Below are 18,252 nucleotides of genomic sequence, written 5' to 3'. Positions count from 1 at the left end.
AAATAAATTGGATGTGCGTACTTAGACTGAGCTCTTCTATTTCAGTAAATATTTGGTCATTCACAAAAAAAGCATTTAACTCATCAACTATAGAGGTAAGCGTCTTTTGTAAAATGCTGAATGAAGAGAAAACGGCTCACATGTTTGTGAACCGTTCTGTTCAAAACTATCCAATTACTTAATCTTAACCGAATGAACGATTTTCGTCATCTCATGTAAATTATCTTCAATATGTTTTGCTGGAGAAATGGTCGTCATTTTTACGCCACCGCTACTTACAATAAGCTCATATTCGTCGTCATTGTCAGTTTTTGAAACAGCTGAAAAACCGAAAATACCATCCTTTTCATACGTATTTTCTTCAATTATCTTTTTCGAACTATCCTCTTTTAATAAATTGTAATAGAGTTTACTATCTGCCGCTTCGCGATCATTGATGAAAAGAACATAACTCTCTTTTCCTTTAGTTACCAATATATTATATGCATCTGAACTGTCGTCAACTTTAAAGTTGGAAGGTAAGTATAATTCTACATCCCCGATACTATCTGTATGCTTCTCTGGCTCTTCTGCAAAAACAGTTTCTGTTGTTTTAAGTCCATTTTTAATTTGTTCATCAACAGATTGATTACAACCAGAAAGTCCCAACAGTAAAAGCATTAAGCCTACCGCTCGTAGCCATGTATGAGACATATTTCTCTTCCTTTCATTGCTAACTTTGTTCTATTGTAAAAAAATTCTTGTAAAGTTGCAACTTCACTGTTCCATTATCACTAATTAAAAGACATTACTCATGTGCTAATGTGAATAAATATTGACCAATCAGAAGCGAGACAATATGCTCAAACATCATCTGACGACTCACTAACCCTTGCGTAAAAATACCTACAGTCCCCGCACCTTGTCGAATATCTCGACGTTGTGTATATTGCTCCATCACAGGCCCAAGTTCCTTCCCAGCTCTTATTTCCCGGGCAATTTCTTCTGGTAATATAATTTGTGCACCAGCAGCTGTATAGGTTGTGCCATTTGCTACTGTAAGAGCTCCCCAGTTACATACGTACATAACACCATCAATTTCAGTTACTCCACCTTCTAGACCGAACGATAATTGTGCACCCGTCTCATCCATCGCATGTTTCGAACGGTTTATTGCTCCTAATCGTGTTTCTTCATGAGTCATCGGTTGATCAGATACTTTGGATACAGCCTTAACACAGGTGAAATTTGGTTTATCGAAATACTTTTTAGCTATAACTTCAACTGCCTCTGTTTTTGCTTTGTTTGTTGTACCAATAGCTATGTTCATTTTCTAATCCCTCTTTTCTTGCATAGAAAAAGACGCCCCTAAAGGCATCTTTTAACTTGTTTCAGCGGATGTTTTAATTTACACATTAGCGCGAATCGTTGCTAATGTCGAACGATCTGCTTTTTTCACTAGTTCCACAATTAAAGCCTTTGCAGCTGCATAGTCATCAATATGAATAATTGACGCTGACGTATGAATATAGCGTGAACAAATACCAATTACTGCACTAGGAACACCGTCATTTGCTGTGTGCACACGTCCTGCATCCGTACCACCTTGTGATACAAAATATTGATACGGTATATGATTCGATTCGGCAGTATCTAAGATGAACTCACGAATGCCTTTATGTGTAACCATCGTACGGTCAAGAATACGTAATAATGTTCCTTTGCCAAGCTGACCAAATTGATTTTTTTCTCCAGACATATCATTTGCAGGTGAAGCATCTAGAGCAAAAAATAAATCTGGTTTAATCATATTTGCGGACACTTGAGCACCACGGAGACCAACTTCTTCCATCACATTCGCACCTGAATATAAATGCGAGGCTAGCTTTTCATCCTTTACTTCTTTCATCAATTCAATTGCCAATCCACAGCCATAACGGTTATCCCAAGCTTTTGCCATAATTTTTTTTGGATTAGCCATTGGTGTAAATGGACAGACAGGGATAATCGATTGACCTGGACGAACGCCGAGTGCAATAGCATCTTCTTTATTGTCTGCACCAACATCTATTAGCATATTTTTAATATCCATCGGTTTAGAACGTTCTGTATCAGTTAATAAATGTGGCGGTATTGATGAAATGACACCAGGAATCGCACCATTTTTAGTAAATACTTCAACGCGTTGCGCTAGCATAACCTGATTCCACCAGCCACCTAATGTTTGAAAGCGGATCATCCCGTTGTCAGTAATAGAAGTAACCATAAATGCCACTTCATCCATATGACCAGCAACTAATATTTTTGGCGCATCAGCAACATCGCTATGCTTTACACCAAAAATCCCCCCTAAATTATCCTGAACGATTTCATCCGAGTACTTTTCTAACTCAGAACGCATGAACGCACGTACCGCATGTTCATTACCCGGCGCACCTGGTAATTCCGTTAATGTTTTAAATAATTGTAATGTTTCCTCATTCATGATGACTCTCTCCCCACGAAGTAGAATATTCTTCCTTGTTATTGTATCACATTTATCTTCATTCAGTAGAAGACTCCTTTCTCTGAAGGTGGTGCGATAAAATCCAAACACCTACTGAATGAAGGTAAAGCCTCTGGCAAATGTCACGGATTTTGAAAGGAATGAATTGTGCGGCACAATTCAAAATCCGGACTCAATTACGCCAAGGCAAAATTGATTTTTGAATTCGAAATATTGATACATTTCTTAAAAGCACTAATGTATGAACGTGCATTCACTCCGCATGCTATGTTAAAATAAAGCAATAGATAAAGGAGGAAAAAAGTATGAAATTACGCGATTTTTTAATAGGTGTTGCAACTGGTCTAGCTGCCGCAGTCATTGTTAAAGAAGCAAGTGAAAAGGTTTCTCCATATGTACCTGCAGGACAAGTACTAGAAAACATAAAAAAGGAATTTAAAAAGGATTCACCGATTGACGGTTCTTGGATTTTTATGAAAACAGATAATTTCACAAATGGCATTATGACAATCCCAGTATACCGTGGAGGTATCTCACGTATACATGAGGGCGAAATGCAAACATTTGAATTTGCTGCTGACGCTCGTTCAGGTGTAGTAGTCGAGCTAACAGAAGTATAACCTTACTCAGCGATACGCGATTAAAATAATTGAACCCTACAAAGTGGCTGGGTCAAAACTGGTCAAAACCTTAAAAAGCGTGAGAAATCAATTTAGAAACGTTGATTTCTCGCGCTTTTTTGATGTTAAATTTTTCCGCAAATTATCAGTGCGGTCAGATAGTGTTTCATGAAGGTAGATGTCGATATTTTTCAAAAGTTGGTCGATAAATCGATAAAGTTGGGTGATAAATTAAAAAAGTTGGTCGATAAACCTCAAAACTGACGCTCTTTAAAGAAAATCACACTATTTGCTCTCATGGAACATTAACAGAGAAATAGGGCAAAGAAAATAGAATAACTTGGTCAAACATAAAAAAGAGAAATCGAACAGCATCGATTTCTCTTTTTTCTTTACTATCAGCTAGTAATGTCCAAGCTTCTTTGTTTACTCAGACAAACCTTTATTATTAAAGTATTTTTTATATTTTCGATAATAATTTAAATTATTTAACGTTAGCTTCACCCAACGTTTTGCATTCATATCTTGATTAAAGTAAAGAGAGTTTGTATAGCGCCCTTCACGAATTAACTTTTTCGCTTCAAGTTTAAGCTTTTCATTTGAGGCATATTTGAATAATACACCCTTAGGAATGATCATCCATAAATGCTTATCCTGAACATAAGTTACATCCTGTTCAATATTTAACATATGGTCATCAGCTACATACTTCATTAAATTATGACCACTCGCTGTTACATAATAGCTTGAACGACCATTACGTAAGTTAATTTCAAACAACTTATACTTTTTATCACGCATATCGTATTTCATATCAAAGTTAGCAAAGCCTGTATAACCGATATCCTCTAAAAAGAAGCGTACTTGATCCATTAATTCTTTATCGTATGTTGTAACAATTGCTGCATAACTACCGATTCCTTCAGGTGAATGCTCTTCTAAGATTGGGTTTCCTAGACACATTAGCTTCACTTTGCCGTCTTTCCCTACATAGGCATTTAATACACGCATATATGAATCGTCACCTGGGATGAATTCTTGAATAATCATTGTGTCCTGATAAGTTGAGCTATAGATTGCTTTTAAAATAGCTGTTTTTTCCGCTTCATCATGTGCAACGAATACTTTTTTCTTACCTGGGAATGAACATGCCCAGTATTCCACCGAGTTCGATGCCTTTAAAATAATTGGATATTCAAAAGGTGGGGTAAAGTTTTCGTAATTGTCTGCTTTCACAGTCGTCGTACCCGGATATTTAAAATCGTACTTATCACACATTTTATAGAAATTTTCTTTTAATAAGATTTCATCCATTAATGATTCATCAATATACGGTACTGTAAAATGCTCCTGCAATGCTGGCTTATTTTTGATAATAAGCTTTGCATAATCATCGCCACAAGCTAACAACAGTAGTTTTTTATTAGAATATTTTTTTGCTATTTCTGCAAGTGCAGGTGCAAATACATCCTGTTCATTTAAGCGATCAATCTCTTGGAAATTTATGATATGGCTGTCTTGCGTTGCCGTTAAATGTGAACGCCCTAATACAAGTGGTTTAATACCATATGCCTCGTAAAAAGCACGTGCCATACCATATGCATTCATATCTGATCCTAGTAATACTGGTAAAAATGGTTGCTCAGTTGCCATGTATATTTCAACTCTCTTTTGTGTTTTAGTATAGATTTTAGTGTATCATACTTTCCAAGATGTTCACGAAAAAAGTGTCAAAAAAATGGAGTATAGACAATTAGGCTCATCATCATAACGTGAAGTTGATTTCCGTTCCGGCTGAGCGCTTTGTAGCTGCCGCTTCGCTTTCGCTACAGATAAAACAATTGCCGCTGACGCTTCGCTTTCGCACAGAAAACATTTGTTGCTGACGCTTCGCTTTCGCTACAGAAAACATTTGCCGCTGACGCTTCGCTTTCGCACAGATAAAACAATTGTCGCTGTCGCTTTGCTTTCTCGCAGATAAAACATTTGTTGCTGTCGCTACGCTTTCGCTACAGAAAACATTTGCCGCTGCCGCTTCGCTTTCGCACAGATAAAACAATTGTCGCTGTCGCTTTGCTTTCTCGCAGATAAAACATTTGTTGCTGTCGCTACGCTTTCGCACAGATAAAACAATTGCTTTAATATATGAAAACATAGTAAAAAACGTGCGAACACAATAGGTTCACACGTTTTTTGTTTAGAATGTAATAACAGCTTGTCTGCTACGTTCTAATTTATCTTCAATTTCTTTACCTGTTTCATCCCATTTAATCATGCGGTAATACGCGTCATGGTAGAAGATAAAACCGTAGCCATTCGCAAGTGCTTCTTTCATTATACGTTCCTTGGCAAAGACACTTGTCATTGGATAGTCGTCATACGCTAAAACCCATAATGGATTTTGATGGGCATGTGTTGGCATAATATCTGCCATATGCAATAATACCTCGCCATTTTGAGTTAATTTTATAATGGCATGTCCATCACTATGACCACCAGTATGAATCATTTCAATACCAGGTGCTACCTCTAACGTACCTTCATACGTTTCTATTAAATGTTGAACGGGTTCCCAGTTTTCTTTCCAATACGTATTTTTGGAGCGAATATTTGGCTCACGCATTTCGTCCCATTCGATTTTCGTCACAAAGATTTTTGCATTTGGGAATGTTGGTATAAGTTTATCACCCTCCCATTGCGTTAAACCTCCAGCATGGTCAAAATGTAAATGCGTCATTAATACTACATCAATATCAGCTGCAGTTAATCCTAACTCCTGTAAGCTAGCCGCTAATGTAGATTCTTCAGTAACACCAAAGTTACGTAACTGTTTTTCATTTAATTTGTTAAAGCCAACACCCGTATCAATCAAATAGTTTTTACCTTCATATTGAATTAAAATTGGCTCAGTCGGTAACTCGATTTGATTTTTTTCGTTTACCGGATATTTACGTGACCAAAGTGGTCTAGGTACAACGCCAAACATAGCACCGCCATCAAGGCAAGTGACACCCCCGTTTAGCCATGATAATGACATTTTGTGAAACTGTAACTTATCCATCCATTCTCCCCCTATTTAGTAATGAATTGCGATTCGAGACGATAAATTGGCTGTCCTTTAGCAGAGAATTTCTGCTCATATTCAGTCATAACATTATCCTCAGGCATATTTGCATGTAAGTCGAGTGATACATACTTAAGTAACATACCGTATTCAGACATACTAGTTAACGAATACTCAAACAAACCACGGTTGTCCGTTTTAAAATGGATTTCCCCCTTATCCACCAAAATCGACTCATATAATTTCAAAAAATCCCCGTGCGTTAAACGTCGCTTAGCATGACGCGTTTTCGGCCAAGGATCTGAGAAATTCAGATACACACGATTAACATCATTTTTCCCAAAATATTTATATAAATCTGCGCCATTTACTTTTAATAATCGTAAATTCGCTGGAGATTTAGCCTCTAAAATTTTTTCCAATGCACAAACAATTACACTATCATAAAGTTCAATGCCAATATAATTTATATCCGGATTTTGTAAAGCCATACCTGTGACAAATTGACCTTTCCCAGTACCTACTTCAATATGTATTGGGTTTTCATTTCCGAAAACAGCCTGCCAATTTCCTTTAAAGTCTTCAGGGTTTGGAACAATCACCTCTGGATGATTCGTAATCATTTCCTCCGCCCAAGGCTTATTTCTTAATCTCAATTTTTTTCCTCATTTCTTTCTTGTAAAATTATTGATTTTTTATAGTATAACTTATTACTATAAAATTCGCATGAAATTATTGCGAAATGATATTTTTTGACTCATCACTATAAGATTGCCGTTCCGCGTCTAACCTTCGCTCCAATCAACTTCCATATACAGGATATACGATTGAACAAATGTCATCCCAACTTTTGGTTTTTAATGGTCCTCTGATATGACCTGCCACACATCACGTTGGACTGTACAGTGAATTCTCGTCCCCTGTCTAATTTCTCCAATATAGTTTCCATCTGTATGACAGTCAACGTCATTTGTGTGCATAATAATGTCGAATTGATTACCTTGCAAAAAAGTGATCTCTTTAAACTTTGTATGTTTTTCAAAAAACACTGTGACAAATACAAGGAGTAATTTGAGACGTGAAATACCGTGAACGATTGTTAGTTCGATTTGTCCATCATCAGGTTTCGAGGAAGGCGAAATTTTCATACCTCCTCCGAAATAAGGATGATTGCTCATCGCAACAAACCATGCCTGATGAAATTGCCACTCTTGATCGTTTGTACGAATGGTTACATCAAAACGTTCAAAGCTAAATAGTCCTCTTATAACAGCCACAGCATAGGATAACTTGCCGAGCCCTATTTTATTGAGGTAAAACTTTAAACGGGATTTATTAATGTGCTTTGTAGCAAATGCATCAAAGCCTACACCTGCATTATTAACAAATATTTCGTGTTGGCATGCCCCGAGATGAAGAGCTCCGACATCCATCGTTTTATTGGCCATTTCCGTCTGCAAATAGGTTTCGATTTGTCCTACATTTTGAAATGTAGTAAAATACCGTGCGAAATCATTCCCAGAGCCAGCACGCACTACACCAATAACGATAAATTCATTATGTAACACACCACTAACGACCTCATGTATTGTGCCGTCACCGCCAACTATAACAATTAATTTTTTTGTTTGTGTATCTTCCGCCCATTTTTTCGCAAGTTCCTGTCCATGTCCTTCATATTCTGTAAAGGCAACCTGATAGTTGATTGTTAGATGCTGTTGAAGGTGATGCCAAACTTTCTTACCTTTTCCATGCCCCGCTGCTTCATTTACAATAAATAATACTTGCATTCATTATTCCTCAGCCAGTTGAGAAGGTTTCCGCCAAATATCCCTATTAAAGGATGTTGTTTGTACAGTGTTTAAAATCGTTTGGGCAGCACGAATTTGCATATGCTTCATTGGAGAGGATACTTTCTTTAATTGCTCCATCCATTCTAAGTAATTTCGACGATCAACAAATTGAATTCCATAAGGTGACCCCGGATAATCGAAATAGCCATTTCGTGTTAAAACAATTTTTCGAATTGGCATACTTATCTCATCCTGCTTAAATAATTGAGTTAATACAGATTCCATACGATTTAAATTGATCATTGGATTAAGGACTTTTGAATCCTTCGTCCCTACCTTTTTTATCCAGAAACGATCACTACCGCCCACATAAACCGCTTGATTTTCCGCTTCTAGCACTGTTATACAAATACATTCTGTTGGTGACATTAGTACAACATCAAGCTCTATAGGTGCTTTTCTGATTTGTAAAATAGGGTAATAAAAAAGTAAATAATTATCCGGTAGTTTTTGCAATAAATTTCGTAACAAAGGATCACGCATAAAACGAGGATCTACATACGACTTTTCACGTAGTGTTGAACTTGCCCATTTCATTTGAAACTGGAAAAATTGATCGATAAACATTCGCTTTAATTCATGAATAGATTGCGGTGCATAGACAATTTTCGGTTCAAATGTTAAGGTCGTTTCTTCTTCTGGAATGCTATCTTCATCACTCACAAGTTCATTCGTTATTTCTATCTGTTCAACGTCCTCATTATCTTCCTTCTGACGACCCGCAAATAATTTTTTGAATAAAGAAAATCGCTCCTTCTCTTCGAAAGAATGATTTTCTGAATCATTGTCGGCATGTTGCCACTCAGTAATTTCTTCCCCTAATTCCCACTGTCGCTTAACACGCTCCCATTGACTTTGCTTTAAGCGTACAAATTGTGTTGGATATCTTGCTAAATCAATTTGATAGCGTGAGATATAATCCTGTAATTTCACCAATTGTGCCATTTTAAGGTCACTCCAATCTTACTTGCCCTATCTCTAATTTGCTAATTTTACTACTAAGAGCAAATTATTCGTAGTATCTATTTGCATTCATTACATCGACACTTACTCTTTATTTTTAAATTTCTATAGTAATATCTATAACTGTAGTCATCCTTTTATTTTACATGACGTTCCAGGAGAAAACATCCATAATTTGTTCTATAGAAAAAGAGAACTACCCTAGTAGCCTTGGATAAAACCAAGTTAGGGTAGCTCTCTTGAAAGAGTAACTTAATTAGCATTAATGGAAAGCGGTAATTTCGCCTCGAATGCTTGCTGTAATTTACGAGTCCATTCACCTGGAACTCCAGTACCAATTTTGTTATCATCAACATCGATCACAGGTGTTACTTCAGAAGATACAGATGACACAATTACTTCATCCATCGTTAATAAATCAGCCTTTGTCATCGGTTCTTCAATAACAGATAGATTAATTTCCTCAGCACATTTTAAAATAACTTGACGTGTAATACCGTTTAAAATGAAGTTATTAGCAGGATGTGTATAAAGCTTACCATCTTTAATGCCATAAACATTCGCTGATGAACATTCTGTTACGATATCTCCACGATGTAAAATAGCTTCATAGCAACCTTTTTCAGACGCTTCTTGCTTTGCCAGTACAGCACCTAGTAAATTTAAAGATTTAATATCACAACGTAACCAGCGGATATCCTCTACAAAAGTAGCTTTAACACCTTTTTCATAATTTTCATATGAACGCTCGCCAACTTTAACATTCCCTGTTAATACAGCTGGTACACTTGCGTCTGGAAAAATATGATTGCGAGAAGTTGTACCACGTGTGATTTGGAAGTAAACATGGCCTGTTTCCAAGTTATTTTTTTCAATAAGTTCATGTAATAATTTGTGTAATACGTCTTTAGTATACGGAATGACAAGACGAATTTTATCAGCACTCGCATAGAAACGATCAATGTGTTCTTGTGCTGTGAACATATTTCCATTATAAACTTTAATTACTTCATAAATGCCGTCACCAAATTGGTAACCTCTGTCTTCTGGAGATACTGCAATAGATCCTTCTTCAACGATTTGATCATTCCATAATGAATATGCCATGTTACGTTCATCCTTTTCATATTTAAATTATTTCTTTCCTGCAAGTTCAACAATTGCTTCAGCGTAAATAGCTGCTGCTTTTATGAGATTTTCAATAACGACAAACTCATCTGCACGATGCGCAACGTCAGGTTCACCTGGGAACAACATACCAAATGCCACACCTTTTTTCATCACACGTGCATACGTACCACCACCGGTAGAAAGTAAAGGCGTTTCATAGTCCCCTGTTTGACGTCTATAAATATCTGCTAAAGTCTGAATGAATGCATCATCCTCACTTACATAATGAGGCTTTGAGTCATCTTGAATATCCAATGAAAATCCTTTTGCCACAGCTAAACGTTGTGCTTCCGTGATTTTTTCATCAAAAGGATATGTGACAGAATAACGCATACTAATGACCATGCTACCGCCATTAGCCACATCATAGCTAACAATACCTGGATTTAATGTAGTCTTACCTGACATTTCGTCCTCAAATTGTAAATTAAGCTTGTTGCCATAATGATCTTGATAAAAAACATCTGCGATAAAGTCGACAAATTGTTTACTTGCCTCTGTCGTCATCTCTTGTTGTAAAAATGCTGCAAGATAAACAGCTGCATTGACACCTTTTTCAGGCTCCATTGCATGAGCTGACTTACCTTTGATAGTTATTATATAGCGAGAACCCTCGATTAATAAAGAGCCTTCTAGCTGATTTTCGCTTAAAAATGTGTGAAAATTCTGTTCGAATTGTGGAGAAACAAACTGCACTGTCGCTTTCGCAAAATCAGGTACCATATTTGGTCGCTTTCCAGCATTAAATAGTAATAGCTGTTCTTTCGAAGAATCACCTGTTTTATGTTGAGAGAACACTAGCTCTGCAATGCCTTTTTCAGCATTAATGAGCGGGAAATCCGCATCCGGTGCAAATCCAATAGCCGGCATTTCCTCATGTTTAAAATAGTGGTCGACACAGCGGAAGCCTGTTTCTTCATCCGTACCGATGATCATACGCACTCTTTTATTGAACTCAATACCAGCATCTTTGACAAGTTTCATGGCCATCCATGCTGCAATTGTTGGTCCTTTATCATCTATTGCGCCACGAGCAAATAGCTTACCATCTGCTATAGTGCCGCTAAAGGGTGGGTATGTCCAATTTTTTTCATCACCAGCTGGTACTACGTCAACATGACATAAAATACCTAATAACTCTTCACCCTCACCCATTTGTATGTGACCTGCATAATTATCAACATTTTTTGTTTGCAGTCCTTCAGCATGGCCTTTTGCTAATAACCATTCAAGAGCCTTTAATGGACCGTTACCAAAAGGTACTTCAGTAGTGATTGTATTCTCATCGAGAACACTATTAATTTGCACAAGCTCCTGTAAATCTTGTATCAATTCATCTTGCCTTTCTTTTGCAGCTTGTAACCAATCCATACGATGTACCTCCTCTAAAGTATTAACATTATTCTACTCTTTACACCATAAATTACAATCATCTTTATGACAACTATTTTCGCAATTAACTCAAACACTACCATATATAGAATATTCTTCATTTTCCCTCACAAAATACAGTTTAATTTTTTGTGTAAATTGTAAATTTCACTTGCATTCACTAGAAAATCAACTAGTTTTTCTATATAATGAAGTTATCAGAATTATTGTTCTGAATATAAAATTAGAAAAGGGGATGTCTAAGGCAGCTACTTATCAGCCTAAGTGCACTCCGCACATATTGTCGTCCGCTAGTCTTTGCCAAGAGAAATAAGATGAAGGAGTGGTTCATTTATGAAACCAACTACTGATCGAATGCTTAATCGTATTAAAGACGTGTACATGTTTATTTTAGACAAAGGAACCGTGTCTACACAGGATTTAGTCGAAGAGTTTAGTATCACTCCTCGCACTGTTCAAAGAGATTTGAACGTGTTAGCCTTTAACGATTTGGTGATGAGTCCAAGTCGAGGCAAATGGACAACGACGAAGAAAAAAGTAAAATTGACGTCTTAGTTTTTACGTTTAATACGTAAAGCATTTTGTATGGGAAAAGAATGACCTTTCGTCGTGGTCATTCTTTTTTTGTTTACTATTATTTGTTGATCCCCCCACCATTTATTAAAACGCTAAGTATATACCTCTAAAAAACTGTTCATTACTTTAAGTTGATCTTCGTTCCGGCTAGGCAACTCCTTGGGGATCAGCGATAGAGGAACGAAGGCTAAAAGCATCACATCCTGTGATAACGCCTTCGCACCAACATTCTTTTGGCCCAAGCGGCACATCGGACGCCCTCAGGAAGCTTTGCTCTGTGCGAATGTGTAGCGGCAACAACAATTGTTTTATCTGTGCGAAAGCGAAGCGGCAGCAACAAATGTTTTATCTGTGCGAAAGCGAAGCGGCAGCAACAATTGTTTTCTGTGCGAAAGCGTAGCGACAGCAATAAATGTTTTATCTGTGCGAAAGCGAAGCGGCAGCAACAACAAATGTTTTCTGTAGCGGAAGCGAAGCGGCAGCAACGTGGTTTTCGTCTATGCGAAAGCGAAGCGACAGCAACACTAAAGCGCCCAGTCGGAACGGAAATCAACCACTCATTATGGTAATGAACCCTATTATGTAAAGCATTTCTCCCCTATATTTATAAGAATTACTTGCATTTTTATTAATATCTCGTTTTTCAGTATATCCCCAATTATTTTTTGACTATTTACAATTGCATAACAATCCTTTAAAATCTAAACATTCTACATTTTGGAAGGAGGATTTTCTATGCAACTAGCCAAAATGTTTCATCCACTCGTTTGGATTATTTTAGGCGGAACTATTTTCACACGCATTGCAAGTTTTATGGCGATGCCCTTTCTAGCAATTTATCTACATAATGAAATTGAAGCCTCCCCTTTACAAATAGGATTGACAATTGGTATTGCACCGCTAATCTCTACTGTAGGAGGGTTCATAGGTGGTTATTTAACAGACCGATTTGGTAGGAAAAGCGTCATTTTGCTTACTATTATTGTTTGGAGCATTGTGTTCTTTGGCTTTGCAACAGCACAAACTGTTTGGTTCTTCGTTGCACTAAACGCCTTGAATGGCTTATGTCGTTCCTTCTTCGAACCTTCAACCCAAGCATTAATGATTGATTTTACTCCCGCTGACAAACGAAAAAGATTGTTTTCATTGCGCTATACAGCCATTAATATAGCAGCGGTTATCGGCCCCGTTATTGGTGTTTATATTTCTCAATTATCCAGCCCAAGTATTCCTTTTATACTGACAGGAACTATGTATATTATTTATGCTGTATTTTTATTTTTCGTTTTGAATCACTATGAAATGCAACAACAAAAAGCTTCAACACAAACAAAAATAATGCAAACCTTCACAATACTATTAACAAATCGTGTACTACTAAGTTTTATTTTTGGTGCCATTTTAATAAATATTGGCTACTCTCAATTTGATTCAACACTGCCACAAATCATTGAGCTTAAAATTGAAGATGGTACTAAGCTTTATTCTCTCTTAATCTCACTAAATGCAGCAGTTGTATTATTACTACAATTACCGATTAGTATTCTTTCAGAACGTTTTTCATCTTCAGTTACTCTATTAGTAGGAATCTTGTTTTTGGCGTTTGGTCTTTTATTATTCGGCTTCTCAAATAATTATCCGCTGTATATTATCGCTATGATTATTTTTACGATTGGTGAAATTTTCGCCTTTCCAACTATGAGTATCATGATTGATGAAATTGCACCTGATACACAAAAGGCAACTTATTTAGGGGCAGCCCAATTTAAAAATTTCGGGGGCTTTATTGGGCCAATTATCGGTGGGTGGCTATTATCACATTATATGAATGCACTGTTTGCAGTCATTGCTGTTATTGTTTTATGCAGCTGTATTTTTTATAGATCAAAACTCAAGCTTCAACAGTAATTAGACTTCAGACAAAAAATCGCTCCATTTCTTTTAGCGAACCTTAAGTATATGAAATACTTACTTGGACTCACTTATAGTAATGGAGCGAATGATTATTAATTTCGTCTTGGCGTAATTACGTCCAGAGGCGTTATCTTTATTTATCAGCAGCAACTTCTTCATAACTAGAATATTGATCTTTACCAGCATTTTTCGATTGATATAATGCCTTATCTGCACGCTCAAATAAGCTTCTTTCCGTCTCATCTGAATGAATGCAAATGGTACCACCCATACTAACCGAAAGTACAGACCATCTATCAATAGTGACTTTATCTTCATCCTTCAAGTGGTGTATTTTCTCCAAAATAGAATTCGCTAATTGCTGCATAGCTTCATGCTTCGTGTCATATAAAACAATTGCAAATTCATCCCCACCAAACCTTACAACAAAGCCTTGACCTCTCACTTCTTGTTTTAAAATTTTTGCTGTTTCAATGAGGATTTTATCCCCTTCACTATGTCCAAATCGATCATTTACTTGTTTAAAATTATCTAAATCTAACAACAATAAACCAGGTTGATTCAACTTCCTTTTCCTTAATAAGTTGTCCATTTTTCTAATATAAGTAGCACGATTATAAACATTTGTTAATGGATCGTATGTTGCAAGATGAATCGTTTTAGAAAGGAGTTTATTGATGACTAATAGCATAATAAAAGAAGTTACTAAGGCAATACAAAGCAATATCCGAAACTGCTTTGTATTTTTATCTAGTGCCTTTAGTTCTGTAAAGTTCCCATATTTCACATATACAACCCTTTTTGAAGATTCCCCTCGAATCGCTTCGGCTTCATATGGTAAAAAACGATACTTTTCGATATAGCCATCTTTAAACTCTTTTTGAAATTCCGTTGGCTTCATCGTGTTTTTTGCTAGTTCAAAATGCTCTTGAAATTTTTTCGATTGATCTTTCACAGTTATTTTACTGGATTTAGAATCATCAAAGAAAACGCCTCCCGCATTTATCGTTTGTACTTCTATCAAATCAGCATATTTATCAATTAAATATTCAGAAGTTTTGTCAAAGTTAAAGGTTTGGAATACAGGATCATCAAGTAAGTCTATACCTAGCTCAAACAAATATTTGTTGTCCGGTGTTCCTAAATAGCCAAATTTTCGATATCCCCCGGTGGTCGTCGAAATATCTATGCCATCACTGTAGAATTCCCCGCTTGCTCGACGTTCATCAAGTAAAGAAGAAAAACGTTTGCAACAATTGGAAAAATTTAACCCTTTATCTTTTTTAAAAGTTGTATAAATTACGGTATTTGATTGATCGAGTATGTACACATCCATACCATGCTCGTTTTTAATCTTTTGCAAATCCCACGTCGCTACATCTGGATTTTCTTCATAATATGTAGTAAGTTCCCTTAATACTTCTTCCATTTTTATAGAGATATTTTTATCAAAATAATAATGTGCATTATCTACAGCTTGCATATCTGTCAGAATATGATTTTCAATTAACGTTCTATTCACGGCTTCTTGTTCTTCTATATCTGCTACTAGTATTTGCCTGTTGACATAAGAAATTACAGCAACCAGAACTAATGCAAAGGCAATTAAAGATATGAATAATTTAATTCTCAGGTTTTTCATTAATATGTCCTCTACTCATTTTCACCATCATTTTTTCTGAAACATTTAGAGATTTATTAGTACCATAGACTAAATAACGATTCTTAAAAGATATATCATATTATACATTTACTAGTATAAGTATGTATATAAAAAATACCTCGATACTAATCGTCGTTAGCATCGAGGTATTCTTTAATCTCTATTTTGTAAGCATGCTAGTTCTTCAGCCGTTAACTCTCGATATTTACCTAATGCTAGCTTGTCATCTAGCTTTAAGTTACCCATCGACAGCCTTTTTAAATATGTTACACGTTTACCTACTGCCTCAAACATACGCTTCACCTGATGAAACTTACCTTCTTGGATCGTTAACTCAATTTCGGATTGCTGAGCAGATTTTAATATGATGAGTTCTCCTGGTTTTGTTACATAACCATCGTCTAGCTCAACACCTTGAGCAAATTTCTCACAGTCTTCCTCCGTGACAATTCCTTCTATTTGAGCATAATAGACCTTTGGCACATGTTTTTTAGGAGACAATAAATTATGCGCTAACGTGCCGTCATTTGTTAACAGCAATAATCCTTCTGTATCTTTATCTAAGCGACCTACCGGGAAAGGTTGGAAATGTTGATGTAAAGGCTCTAACAAATCGATGACGGTCTCATCTCGCAAATCTTCTGTTGCAGAAATAACTCCAGGAGGCTTATTCATCATAAAGTATACAAATTCTGTATAAATAACACGTTCACCAAAAACGGAGACATCCTGCTTTTCAGGGTCAACATGCAATGCAGAATCCTTCACATATGCGCCATCTACTGTCACTGCTTTTTGCTTTAGAAGCTGCTTAACTTCCTTGCGTGAACCGTAGCCCATATTCGCCAGTAATTTATCTAATCGCATAATACCTCCTATTTAATTCCCAGTTTGTTCGTAATTCTTGTCAATCGTTCACCAAGAAGTTTTTGTGCTAAGCCTAAGCGTAAAGATAAATAGCCATATACTGCTACACCTACTCCAGCACAAATAACAGAATAAACTAATGCAGAGAATTTACCATCTACTGGTCCCATCATTAACTCTAAAAGTTTATGAACGATTAGTACGCTTACCGCCATTGCCATCGTCAAACAAGAAATAAGCAATACACGTCGTATAACCATTTCTGATCTGTAGTTTAGTGTATGACGGAGCACAAGAACATTAATGATAATTGACACACTATAGCCAATAGCTGTAGCAAGAAGCGCACCATCCGCCTCCATCCAACGAATTAAAGGAATGTTAATGGCTAGCTTTACTAAAATTCCAGATAATAAGCTGAGAACAATCCACTTTTGGAAATCAATGCCCTGTAAAAGAGCTGCTGTCACTTGGAACAATGCAAATAAAATAGCAACAGGTGCGTAATGGGCTAAAATCGTAGCCCCCATCTCACTTTCAGAATAGAGCATATAGTATATTTCATTTGATAACAACGAAATTCCAACTACTGCTGGCAATGTAATAAAAATCAACATTTGATATGTCTTATCCATTGCATGTCGTAACGATAAATATTCACCTTGCGTATAGTATTTTGTAATCGTCGGTACTAGCGCCATTGAAAAACCTGTAGCTAGCATTACTGGAATAATGACAACCTTATGTGTTGTAAAGTTAATCATTGATAAATACTTATCCGTTACTTCCGCTAATCCTATTGATGTCATAGCTCCATTAAATGTGAGCATATCGACTAATTGGAATAATGGATTAGCAACGCCTACAAATACCATTGGAATTGAATACGTAATTACTTCTTTATATATGTTGGACATTGGTAGCTGCGTAGACGTAACGCTTTGACTGCGCAGTAAATCAAATTCAGGCTGATATTTTTTCCAATAGTAATAGAGTACCAACAATCCACCAATTGCCCCGATAAAGGCAGCAAATACTGCAAAGGAAATAGCTGTTGATGGTTTCCCATTGAAAACTACTACAACTAGGAATGAACCACCCAATAACACAACAATACGAACAATTTGCTCTACTAACTGCGAAATTGCTGTAGGCTCCATTTTATCATAGCCTTGGAAAAACCCACGCCAAAGACTCATAAATGGCACGACAATTAATGCAAAGCTGACCCAGCGCATAACTGAGGCAATTTGCTCTACCGTAAATGCCTGGTCATCACTTTTAATAACAAGACCCGCGATTGGCGTCGCTAATAAAAAGAGAATAAGAAATGCAGCAAAACCCGTTATCAACATAATAAGTATGCCTGACTTCATAAGTTTGCGGCCTGATTGGTAATCACCGATTGCATTGTATTTAGAAACAAACTTGGATACAGCAATTGGCGCACCTGAGATGGCTATTGCCAGCATAATCGAATAAGGGATGTATGCATATTGATAGAGCGCGACATTTTCCTCACCCACAATTGCATAAAACGGAAAAATATAAATTAATCCGAGCACCTTCGATAAAAACATCCCCATTGTTAATATCGCAGTACCTTTCATTAAATTGGACATCGTACCCATCCATTCATCGTAAAATCAAGATTTTCATTATCATAACACTTAGAAAAAGACTTA

General features: G+C 36.5%; 20 protein-coding genes. 5 read left to right on the top strand and 15 right to left on the bottom strand.

Annotated features, from left to right (window positions below; all coding sequences use genetic code 11):
* Window positions 1–174 precede the first annotated feature (174 nt).
* The 3 genes from QRN68_RS19480 to QRN68_RS19470 form a co-directional block, all read right to left on the bottom strand.
* A complete protein-coding gene (locus tag QRN68_RS19480) occupies window positions 175–693 on the bottom strand; it encodes a hypothetical protein (RefSeq protein ID WP_285398558.1) in 519 nt (172 codons plus the stop codon).
* 94 nt (window positions 694–787) lie between these two features.
* Window positions 788–1,309, bottom strand: coding sequence for a DUF84 family protein (locus QRN68_RS19475; RefSeq protein WP_285398557.1), 522 nt, complete (start codon window positions 1,307–1,309; stop codon window positions 788–790).
* A 78-nt stretch (window positions 1,310–1,387) separates the two neighbouring features.
* Window positions 1,388–2,464 carry a M42 family metallopeptidase gene (locus QRN68_RS19470; protein WP_285398556.1) on the bottom strand — a complete coding sequence of 359 codons (1,077 nt, stop codon included), beginning with the start codon at window positions 2,462–2,464 and terminating at the stop codon, window positions 1,388–1,390.
* A 326-nt stretch (window positions 2,465–2,790) separates the two neighbouring features.
* Between QRN68_RS19470 and QRN68_RS19465 the strand changes: the two genes are divergently transcribed.
* On the top strand, window positions 2,791–3,105 hold the full coding sequence (locus QRN68_RS19465) for a hypothetical protein (RefSeq protein WP_285398555.1): 315 nt from the start codon (window positions 2,791–2,793) through the stop codon (window positions 3,103–3,105).
* Between the two features lie 426 nt (window positions 3,106–3,531).
* Here the strand turns inward: QRN68_RS19465 and QRN68_RS19460 are convergent, their stop codons facing one another.
* From QRN68_RS19460 to pepV, 9 genes are all read right to left on the bottom strand, one after another.
* Window positions 3,532–4,758 carry a carboxylate--amine ligase gene (locus tag QRN68_RS19460; RefSeq protein ID WP_285398554.1) on the bottom strand — a complete coding sequence of 409 codons (1,227 nt, stop codon included), beginning with the start codon at window positions 4,756–4,758 and terminating at the stop codon, window positions 3,532–3,534.
* Window positions 4,759–4,870: 112 nt separating this feature from the next.
* Window positions 4,871–5,164, bottom strand: a complete 294-nt coding sequence (locus QRN68_RS19455; protein WP_285398553.1) for a hypothetical protein — start codon at window positions 5,162–5,164, stop codon at window positions 4,871–4,873.
* A complete protein-coding gene (locus QRN68_RS19450; RefSeq protein ID WP_285398552.1) occupies window positions 5,104–5,280 on the bottom strand; it encodes a hypothetical protein in 177 nt (58 codons plus the stop codon). Before QRN68_RS19450 ends, QRN68_RS19455 begins: the two co-directional genes overlap by 61 nt.
* A gap of 22 nt (window positions 5,281–5,302) precedes the next feature.
* A complete protein-coding gene (locus QRN68_RS19445) occupies window positions 5,303–6,166 on the bottom strand; it encodes a YtnP family quorum-quenching lactonase (protein ID WP_285398551.1) in 864 nt (287 codons plus the stop codon).
* Between the two features lie 11 nt (window positions 6,167–6,177).
* Entirely contained in the window at window positions 6,178–6,825 is a 648-nt protein-coding gene (gene trmB / locus QRN68_RS19440; protein ID WP_285398550.1) for a tRNA (guanosine(46)-N7)-methyltransferase TrmB, read from the bottom strand.
* A gap of 201 nt (window positions 6,826–7,026) precedes the next feature.
* On the bottom strand, window positions 7,027–7,959 hold the full coding sequence (locus QRN68_RS19435; RefSeq protein WP_285398549.1) for a diacylglycerol/lipid kinase family protein: 933 nt from the start codon (window positions 7,957–7,959) through the stop codon (window positions 7,027–7,029).
* A 3-nt stretch (window positions 7,960–7,962) separates the two neighbouring features.
* A complete protein-coding gene (locus QRN68_RS19430; protein ID WP_285398548.1) occupies window positions 7,963–8,967 on the bottom strand; it encodes a nuclease-related domain-containing protein in 1,005 nt (334 codons plus the stop codon).
* Between the two features lie 270 nt (window positions 8,968–9,237).
* Window positions 9,238–10,092 carry a D-amino-acid transaminase gene (dat, locus tag QRN68_RS19425; protein ID WP_285398547.1) on the bottom strand — a complete coding sequence of 285 codons (855 nt, stop codon included), beginning with the start codon at window positions 10,090–10,092 and terminating at the stop codon, window positions 9,238–9,240.
* Window positions 10,093–10,119: 27 nt separating this feature from the next.
* Window positions 10,120–11,526 (bottom strand): dipeptidase PepV, encoded by a 1,407-nt coding sequence (pepV, locus tag QRN68_RS19420; protein ID WP_285398546.1) that lies wholly within the window; start codon window positions 11,524–11,526, stop codon window positions 10,120–10,122.
* Between the two features lie 354 nt (window positions 11,527–11,880).
* Between pepV and QRN68_RS19415 the strand changes: the two genes are divergently transcribed.
* From QRN68_RS19415 to QRN68_RS19400, 4 genes are all read left to right on the top strand, one after another.
* Complete coding sequence (locus QRN68_RS19415) at window positions 11,881–12,102, top strand: DeoR family transcriptional regulator (RefSeq protein WP_049667439.1); 222 nt, start codon at window positions 11,881–11,883, stop codon at window positions 12,100–12,102.
* 298 nt (window positions 12,103–12,400) lie between these two features.
* On the top strand, window positions 12,401–12,523 hold the full coding sequence (locus tag QRN68_RS19410; RefSeq protein ID WP_285398545.1) for a hypothetical protein: 123 nt from the start codon (window positions 12,401–12,403) through the stop codon (window positions 12,521–12,523).
* Window positions 12,510–12,692 carry a hypothetical protein gene (locus QRN68_RS19405; protein WP_285398544.1) on the top strand — a complete coding sequence of 61 codons (183 nt, stop codon included), beginning with the start codon at window positions 12,510–12,512 and terminating at the stop codon, window positions 12,690–12,692. The genes QRN68_RS19410 and QRN68_RS19405 overlap by 14 nt, the downstream gene beginning before the upstream one ends.
* Before the next feature lie 166 nt (window positions 12,693–12,858).
* Window positions 12,859–14,031, top strand: a complete 1,173-nt coding sequence (locus tag QRN68_RS19400; RefSeq protein ID WP_285398543.1) for an MDR family MFS transporter — start codon at window positions 12,859–12,861, stop codon at window positions 14,029–14,031.
* 139 nt (window positions 14,032–14,170) lie between these two features.
* Here QRN68_RS19400 and QRN68_RS19395 read toward each other — a convergent pair whose 3' ends face one another.
* The 3 genes from QRN68_RS19395 to QRN68_RS19385 all read right to left on the bottom strand — a co-directional run bounded on the left by QRN68_RS19395 (window position 14,171) and on the right by QRN68_RS19385 (window position 18,189).
* Complete coding sequence (locus QRN68_RS19395; RefSeq protein ID WP_285398542.1) at window positions 14,171–15,679, bottom strand: diguanylate cyclase; 1,509 nt, start codon at window positions 15,677–15,679, stop codon at window positions 14,171–14,173.
* Window positions 15,680–15,853: 174 nt separating this feature from the next.
* Window positions 15,854–16,567 carry a pseudouridine synthase gene (locus QRN68_RS19390; RefSeq protein WP_285398541.1) on the bottom strand — a complete coding sequence of 238 codons (714 nt, stop codon included), beginning with the start codon at window positions 16,565–16,567 and terminating at the stop codon, window positions 15,854–15,856.
* 8 nt (window positions 16,568–16,575) lie between these two features.
* Entirely contained in the window at window positions 16,576–18,189 is a 1,614-nt protein-coding gene (locus tag QRN68_RS19385) for a putative polysaccharide biosynthesis protein (RefSeq protein ID WP_285398540.1), read from the bottom strand.
* Window positions 18,190–18,252 lie beyond the last annotated feature (63 nt).

It is taken from the genome of Lysinibacillus sp. fls2-241-R2A-57 (assembly GCF_030209535.1).
In the GTDB taxonomy this organism is placed as follows: Bacteria; Bacillota; Bacilli; order Bacillales_A; family Planococcaceae; genus Lysinibacillus.
Note: the sequence above shows the minus strand (reverse complement) of the source record. Positions and strands in the feature narration are given on the sequence as shown.

Coding starts and splice junctions, on each gene's coding strand:
- QRN68_RS19430 (WP_285398548.1), bottom strand. CDS start 8,967: ATGGCACAATTGGTGAAATTACAGGATTATATCTCACGCTATCAAATT.
- QRN68_RS19460 (WP_285398554.1), bottom strand. CDS start 4,758: ATGGCAACTGAGCAACCATTTTTACCAGTATTACTAGGATCAGATATG.
- QRN68_RS19445 (WP_285398551.1), bottom strand. CDS start 6,166: ATGGATAAGTTACAGTTTCACAAAATGTCATTATCATGGCTAAACGGG.
- QRN68_RS19475 (WP_285398557.1), bottom strand. CDS start 1,309: ATGAACATAGCTATTGGTACAACAAACAAAGCAAAAACAGAGGCAGTT.
- QRN68_RS19435 (WP_285398549.1), bottom strand. CDS start 7,959: ATGCAAGTATTATTTATTGTAAATGAAGCAGCGGGGCATGGAAAAGGT.
- QRN68_RS19470 (WP_285398556.1), bottom strand. CDS start 2,464: ATGAATGAGGAAACATTACAATTATTTAAAACATTAACGGAATTACCA.
- QRN68_RS19400 (WP_285398543.1), top strand. CDS start 12,859: ATGCAACTAGCCAAAATGTTTCATCCACTCGTTTGGATTATTTTAGGC.
- QRN68_RS19395 (WP_285398542.1), bottom strand. CDS start 15,679: ATGAAAAACCTGAGAATTAAATTATTCATATCTTTAATTGCCTTTGCA.
- QRN68_RS19415 (WP_049667439.1), top strand. CDS start 11,881: ATGAAACCAACTACTGATCGAATGCTTAATCGTATTAAAGACGTGTAC.
- QRN68_RS19390 (WP_285398541.1), bottom strand. CDS start 16,567: ATGCGATTAGATAAATTACTGGCGAATATGGGCTACGGTTCACGCAAG.
- dat (WP_285398547.1), bottom strand. CDS start 10,092: ATGGCATATTCATTATGGAATGATCAAATCGTTGAAGAAGGATCTATT.
- QRN68_RS19480 (WP_285398558.1), bottom strand. CDS start 693: ATGTCTCATACATGGCTACGAGCGGTAGGCTTAATGCTTTTACTGTTG.
- QRN68_RS19465 (WP_285398555.1), top strand. CDS start 2,791: ATGAAATTACGCGATTTTTTAATAGGTGTTGCAACTGGTCTAGCTGCC.
- pepV (WP_285398546.1), bottom strand. CDS start 11,526: ATGGATTGGTTACAAGCTGCAAAAGAAAGGCAAGATGAATTGATACAA.
- QRN68_RS19385 (WP_285398540.1), bottom strand. CDS start 18,189: ATGTCCAATTTAATGAAAGGTACTGCGATATTAACAATGGGGATGTTT.